We start from the raw sequence: 3,255 nt of genomic DNA on the forward strand, positions 1-3,255 counted from the left end.
AGGGCTCCGGCGGGCCGGCGCCGGCACAGCCCGCGCCGAAGCGCTCGAAATGGTGGTTCGGCTCAATCGCCGGAGTGTTCGGCGCCGCGTTGGGCATGGCAGCTACCGCCCTGCCCTGGCGCGCTGAAATCGCCCCGGTGACACCACCTGCTGCTGGCAGCTGGTCGGCCTCGATGCTCGAGCGCGGGCGCCAAGTGGCTGCTGCCGGCGACTGTGCTGTCTGCCATACGGTACAAGGCGGCAAGGTCAATGTCGGTGGCCTGGCGATGGAGACTCCGTTCGGTACGCTCTACAGCACCAATATCACTCCCGATCCGGATACCGGTATCGGCCGGTGGTCGTTCGCCGCCTTCGAGCGGGCCATGCGCGAGGGCATCAGCCGCGACGGCCGGCACCTGTACCCGGCCTTCCCCTACACCTCATTTCGCAACATCACTGACGCCGACATGCAGGCCCTGTACGCCTACCTGATGTCGCAAACGCCTGTATACCAGGCGCCCTCGGCCAATCAGATGCGCTTCCCGTTCAACCAGCGCCCCCTGATGGCCGGCTGGAACGCGCTGTTTCTCAAGCGCGGCGAATACCAGCCCGACCCGCAGCGCAGCGAGCAATGGAACCGCGGCGCCTACCTGGTCGACGGGCTCGGCCACTGCGCGGCGTGCCACTCGCCACGCAACCTGATGGGCGCGGAGAAAAGCGGCAACAGCTACCTAGCCGGCGGCATGGTCGATGGCTGGGAAGCGCCTGCACTCAATGCCCTGGGCAAGTCATCGACCCCCTGGAGCGAGAATGAGCTGTTCACCTACCTGAGCACCGGTTTTTCCGACAAGCATGGCGTGGCTGCCGGCCCCATGGGGCCGGTTGTCAGCGAACTGGCAACTTTGCCGCAAAGCGATGTACGCGCTATTGCCCATTACCTGGCCTCACTGGACGGCACACCGCAGGCGGTCGCAGCCAAGGCGCCAGCGCAAGTCGACACCCAGGTGTCCCTGAGCAATGGCGAGCGGGTGTTCAAGGGCGCGTGCATGGCCTGCCACAGCGACGGGCTGGGGCCGAAGCTGTTCGGGGTCAGCCCGTCCATGGCTGTGAACAGCAATGTTCACAGCGACCTGCCGGACAACCTGCTGCGCGTGATACTGCACGGCATACCGGCGCCGGCGACACGTGAGCTGGGCTACATGCCAGGGTTCAAGGACAGTTTGTCGAACCGCCAGGTGGCGGACCTTGCCGCTTACCTGCGCCAGCGCTTCGCGGCCCAAAAGCCGGCCTGGGAGGGGCTGGTGGCCAAGAGCGCCCAGGTGCGCGCCAACCCCGGCAGCCATTGACCCGTGCGCTTGCCCGTCAGCAGCGCAGCCCGCGCAAGGCCAGGTCGCTGATGAACGCCAGCCAGTCGGACTTGGCCTGTTTATCGGCCAGGTCCACGGCAAGAAACGAACTGAGCGTGTAGCGGTTGGAGTTATAGAAATAGCAGAGCGAGGCAATCATCAGGTAGGTGTGCCTGATGTCGATATCCGTGCGGAACACGCCCTTGGCCTGGCCCGCCTCGACGATCGGCCGCAGTACGCCGACCGCCTCGCCGGACAGCCCCTTCAGGTTTTGCGACTGCCTGACGTGCTTGCCCTGATGGAGGTTCTCTGTGGCCAGAAGGGTGACGAATTCGGGATGGCGCACGTAGTAGTCCCAGATGAACGCCACCAGCTCGCGCAGTGCCGCCTCGGGGTCGGAAAGGTCCAGTCGCAGCTTGGCTTCAGCTTGGTTGAAGCTTGCGTAGATGTGCTCCAGCACGCTGATGAACAGCTTTTCCTTGTTGCCGAAGTAGTAGTAGATCATCCGGTCATTGGAGTTTGCCAGCGAGGAGATCTGCTCGATGCGCCCGCCAGTGAAGCCTTCCTTGCTGAAGACCTTCACCGCCGCCTGAAGAATGTTGTGCCTGGTGCGGTCTGCCTGCTGGGCGCGAACACCGGTTTTGCGAGTTTGCATGTGGAACCACTGTGGGGCTGGCCAGATGCCTAACACTGCCACAGACGTTGGGCCTTTGCGCGGCTTTTTCAGGTGCAGCGCCAACCATCGACAGCACTGCGCCCGGACGCATCATCACGATGCCGGCTGCTCGCCTACGTGCCGCGTGCGCCCGCCGCCGTTTGGCGCACGGTGCAGGCGCCCTCGTGAAAACAGGCTAAGCTCGGGTTTCCGAGGCCACACCAGTGCCCGGCAAAGCATCGCAGGTCCATCGTCGCTCGGGCGATCCACACCGACGGGCCGTTAACGGCTCAAAGAGGGTGCAGCAATGGCGACAATCGAGACAACAGCGCTCGCTCAGGGGCTGCAGCAGGTGGAAAACAGCTGGCAGGCTTATCTTGCCTCGCAAAAGCACGCACAGGGGCTGACCGGCGAGCAGCTCAGCACAGCGCTCAAGGCCTGTAGCCGCGATTACATCAGGTTCCAGAACCAGAGCCAGCAGTTCTACGCTGAAGTACGCAAGCGCGTGGGGGATGCTGAAAAGCTGGAACTTGACCGGGTGCTTTACCCTCACCACTTCACCGACAAGCACTGAGACACCTGCAGACCAGTGGCTTGCTCGAGCAGGCAGGCGCTGATGCACCGGTGTGAACCCATCGGGTATACAGAGGCCCAGGGCGCCTGACCCTGGGCCGGGGCCATCACGGCTTGATTTTTTGCCAAGGCTGATAGCTGTACCGTTCAGCCTCAGAAGCCCTGGACGGGTCCGGCCGACCCGAACCTCTTTCGCCTTCCGTGCGCGCCTTCTCATCCCTATGGTCATCAGAAGCCTGTGCTTTGGAGCGCTCGTCCTGCTCACTGTCCTCGTCGTCTTCCCCGGTTGGCCAGTCTGCGTCCTCATGGGGTTTGGCACCTGGGGCATCGATATCCGTGAAGCGCTTGCCAGTGGTCATACGCACCTCTCAACGCCCAGAAGTCCTGGGCTGTTTCGAGTGTGCGCCTTCCCGTCCGGCAACAGGGTTATATCGGACCGACTGCGCGGCTCTGCCCTGCCCGCCGGGTACTGCCCTGCCCAGCTATGAACTGTGTTCACACCCGGTGTGACGCCTGGCCGGCTAATCCCACACGCCTTTGCCGCTTAAGGTGACCCTGCAAGGCCGTTGCGCAGACGGCCCACGACAACAACAAGCGAGCAACCGAGGTGCAAGCCGATGCGTGGCGATCAAGGCAATACAAACAACAAGCTGGGGACGGGCTTGAAAGGCAGGCAGGTCACGATGATCTCGATCGGCGGGG

Annotated in this window: 4 protein-coding genes; 2 read left to right on the top strand and 2 right to left on the bottom strand. The window is 63.5% G+C overall.

The window, feature by feature from the left end; translation table 11 throughout:
• Positions 1–1,325: cytochrome c (locus BLX42_RS09515; protein ID WP_161871663.1), on the top strand; the 1,325-nt coding region annotated here is incomplete at its 5' end.
• A gap of 16 nt (positions 1,326–1,341) precedes the next feature.
• Here BLX42_RS09515 and BLX42_RS09520 read toward each other — a convergent pair.
• Positions 1,342–1,980: a TetR family transcriptional regulator gene (locus tag BLX42_RS09520; protein ID WP_115275155.1), complete on the bottom strand. Its 639-nt coding sequence runs from the start codon at positions 1,978–1,980 to the stop codon at positions 1,342–1,344.
• A 307-nt stretch (positions 1,981–2,287) separates the two neighbouring features.
• Here BLX42_RS09520 and BLX42_RS09525 point away from each other — a divergent pair, with 307 nt between their 5' ends.
• Positions 2,288–2,554, top strand: a complete 267-nt coding sequence (locus tag BLX42_RS09525; RefSeq protein WP_046785578.1) for a hypothetical protein — start codon at positions 2,288–2,290, stop codon at positions 2,552–2,554.
• A gap of 106 nt (positions 2,555–2,660) precedes the next feature.
• Here BLX42_RS09525 and BLX42_RS09530 read toward each other — a convergent pair whose 3' ends face one another.
• On the bottom strand, positions 2,661–2,912 hold the full coding sequence (locus tag BLX42_RS09530; protein ID WP_046785579.1) for a hypothetical protein: 252 nt from the start codon (positions 2,910–2,912) through the stop codon (positions 2,661–2,663).
• Positions 2,913–3,255: the final 343 nt, after the last annotated feature.

Origin of the sequence: Pseudomonas sp. SG-MS2, from assembly GCF_009933855.1 — a bacterium.
Lineage (GTDB): Bacteria > Pseudomonadota > Gammaproteobacteria > Pseudomonadales > Pseudomonadaceae > Aquipseudomonas > Aquipseudomonas putida_E.

What these genes read in the sequence shown, in the direction of transcription:
- BLX42_RS09520 (WP_115275155.1), bottom strand. Translation starts at nt 1,980, where the DNA reads ATGCAAACTCGCAAAACCGGTGTTCGCGCCCAGCAGGCAGACCGCACC.
- BLX42_RS09525 (WP_046785578.1), top strand. Translation starts at nt 2,288, where the DNA reads ATGGCGACAATCGAGACAACAGCGCTCGCTCAGGGGCTGCAGCAGGTG.
- BLX42_RS09530 (WP_046785579.1), bottom strand. Translation starts at nt 2,912, where the DNA reads ATGACCACTGGCAAGCGCTTCACGGATATCGATGCCCCAGGTGCCAAA.